This window comes from Xenorhabdus aichiensis, from assembly GCF_028598775.1.
Taxonomy (GTDB): domain Bacteria; phylum Pseudomonadota; class Gammaproteobacteria; order Enterobacterales; family Enterobacteriaceae; genus Xenorhabdus; species Xenorhabdus bovienii.
In genome coordinates this window covers 1-3,234 of the sequence record NZ_JAQRFO010000096.1, presented here as the reverse complement: position 1 = coordinate 3,234, position 3,234 = coordinate 1, and the positions used below count along the sequence as shown (strand labels likewise).

Genomic DNA, 3,234 nt, shown 5'->3' with positions numbered 1-3,234 from the left:
AGCGATAACCCCAATCCTTTGCTGCTGGATATCAATGGGGCGGTTCAGGCGGGAAGCCTGCAATTCAGTGTGAACTCCCGTTTGTCACAGGCCCAGACTCAGGTATTTATCACGGCACTTGAGCAGGCACTCACCACCGTTATCACGGCCGGCCAAAAACAGGCCCGGTTGGGCGGAGTAAAAACCCCCAGTGATTATGGAATTAAAGGCGTTTCAATCGAGCAGTTAAATCAACTGACTCATCGTCTTGATCATGTGAATAACGAAAATTCGTCTCTCCATGTAGAAAAGAAAACAATTTTGGATGTGTAACAATATGTTGATATTACTGAAAGAACTAATTAAAAATCGGGTGTCAGTATGGGTCTGTGAAAATAAGTTAAAACTGGCGTTTGCAGGAGAAACGCCCCCTGTTCAATTAATCGATAAAGTAAAAGAGAAAAGGCAAAGCGTAATAGATTTCTTAAATGAAAGAGGTATTTTCTCTGAAGAGGATTTTCAAAGTTTTATCTTTAATAAAAATCAGTCTAATTTCGATATAACTTTTGCTGATCCCAGCCAATATCTTGAAAATAAAATTGAAGCGATATTTCCTGCTACCAGTTTGCAGCAGGGTTTTGTTTATCATTATCTGGCTCAACCGCAGGATGATGCTTATCGAGTACAGTTACTGTTGGATTATCACGACAGGTTGGATTTTGCGGCTTACCAACAGGCCTGGACACTGGCTTCACTGCGCTTCCCTGCCCTCAGGACGGCCTTTGACTGGGAAGGGGAGGTGTTGCAGATTGTGACGGAGGGCACCAGCATCGGGCCGGCTAATTTCACGATCAAAGATATCAGTTCATTACCGCCAGAAGAGTGGGACCGGGCGATTGAAGAACTCCAGCGAAATGACCGGACCCAGCCTTTTGATTTAAGCCAGCCCGGGTTAATCCGTTTCACCTTAATCAGGCAGCAGGCACAGCGGGTGACGGCACTGATCACTCAGCATCACTGTATTGCCGATGGCTGGAGTACCCCGATTTTATTGCAGACCGTGCATGAGTATTACAATGCGCTGGTGCAGGGACGAGTCCCCCCGAAAGGGGGGGACACGGCTTACCTGGCGACTCAGCAGTATCATCTTGATCACAAAGATGCCTCCGAGGCGTATTGGGCTGAACGCAAAACTCAGTTTCAGGGGGCGAATGATCTTTCTGCGTTGTTAAGTCACGGGATTGACCTGGCGCAGATAAAAACGGTTGAAAACCCGGCCGAGCAGGTGCTGACGGTAGAGGGAAACGCCTATGGGCAGCTCAAGACGATGTGTCGGGAGCAGGGGGTCACGCTGAATGTGGTGCTGCAATTTGCCTGGCATAAATTACTGCACAGTTACTGCGGGGATGAACAGACCCTTGTCGGCACCGTGGTGTCCGGACGGGATGTGCCGGTAGACGGGATTGAGTCCAGTGTCGGGCTGTATATCAATACCCTGCCGTTGACAGTGCAATGGGAGCCTGCCGGCAGCGTGCTGGCCGTTTTACAGGCAATCCAGAACGATATTGCGGCACTCAACAGCCACAGCGCGGTGTCACTGGCCAGTTTGCAGCCCGACGGAACTCGTTTATTCCACAGTCTGCTGGTCTTTGAAAACTACCCAGCCCCGGTGATGAGCGAGGACGGGACAGGCATTGAAAACACGCTGGCATTCCGTCAGGCCATCGAAAAAGTGGATTATCCGGTGTTACTGATGGCCTATGAACAGGGTGACAGCCTGACCGTGAAATTGAGTTATGGCGAAGACTGGCTGACGGGCGAACAGGCGCGGCGCTTACTGTGCCAGCTTGAGCGCATCCTGCATACCGTCGCCCGCGATCCACACCAGCCGCACCCGTCGGTGGAATTTCTCAGTGACGACGAGCGCCATACCCTGCTGTACCGCTGGAACCAGACCGACGTGCCGTACCCGCAGAGCCACACCCTGCAACAGCAGTTCGAGGCGCGTGCAGCAACCACGCCGGATAACGTGGCGCTGGTATTTGAGGGGGCAACGCTGACCTACCGACAGGTCAATGAACGGGCGAACCAGCTGGCGGTTGTGATCCGTGAACGCTATCAGCAGCAGCGCCATGCGCCGATGCTGGCAGACACGCCGGTGGCGTTGTATCTGGATCGCAGCCTGGAAATGGTCATCAGCATGCTGGCGGTACTAAAAGCCGGCGGCGCCTACGTGCCGATCTCGCCGGAATATCCACCCGAGCGAACCCGGTTTATTCTGACCGACACCGCAGCCCCGTGCGTGGTGACTCAGCAGCGGTACTTAACGGCGCTGGGGGAATACCCCCACGCGCTGTCACTGATCGCGGCGGATGATCTGTCCGTGACCGCAGGTCGGCCAGTGAATAATCCTGCTCCGGTGAATACCTCTACGGATCTGGCGTACATCATCTACACCTCGGGGACGACTGGCCAGCCGAAGGGAGTGATGGTTGAACATGCGTGCGTGGTGAATCTGTCCCAGTTTATTGCCCGAACGCATTTACTGGGGGAAACGGTAAAGGCCCTGTTCTTTTCCAATTATGTTTTTGATGCGTCCGTATTTGAGTTATTCCCGGCCCTGATGGCCGGCGCGACGATTTTTATCGCGCCGGCGGCCGTGACAGGAGACAGTGACCAGCTACTGGCTTTTATCAATACGCACGAAATTACCAAGGCATTTATTCCCACCGCCTTGATGAATCATTTTGCCGCCGAACTGGCTCGCTCAACCTTGCAGGTCATCCATACCGGCGGCGAAGCGCTGAATGCGTTGAATCTACCGCCGGACGTCATACTGTTTAACCAGTATGGCCCTACCGAAGGCACCGTGTGCGCCACCCAAAACTTATTGCAGGACGGGGACCGAGCGATCGGTAAGGGAATTGATAATACCCGTCTGTATGTCCTTGATGGTGAGGGTAATCTGTCCCCGATCGGGGCACCGGGGGAACTGTATATCGGGGGTGCGGGGCTGGCCCGCGGATATTGGAACCGGCCGACGTTGACGGCGGAGCGTTTTGTGGTGAACCCGTTTGCCACGGCCGAAGATCAGGCGCGGGGCTACACCCGCCTGTATAAAACCGGCGATTGGGTGCGCTGGCGGCCGGACGGCAATCTGGAATATCGGGGGCGCAATGATTTTCAAGTCAAGATCCGGGGTTACCGCATTGAGCTGGGGGAAATTGAAAGTGCGCTGGCCTCGCACCCGCAGGT

General features: G+C 53.8%; 2 protein-coding genes. Both read left to right on the top strand.

The window, feature by feature from the left end; translation table 11 throughout:
- Positions 1 to 312 (top strand): hypothetical protein (locus tag PSI22_RS20925; protein ID WP_273581412.1); only part of this gene is annotated, 312 nt, incomplete at its 5' end.
- Between the two features lie 4 nt (positions 313 to 316).
- Positions 317 to 3,234: non-ribosomal peptide synthetase (locus PSI22_RS20920; RefSeq protein ID WP_273581411.1), on the top strand; the 2,918-nt coding region annotated here is incomplete at its 3' end.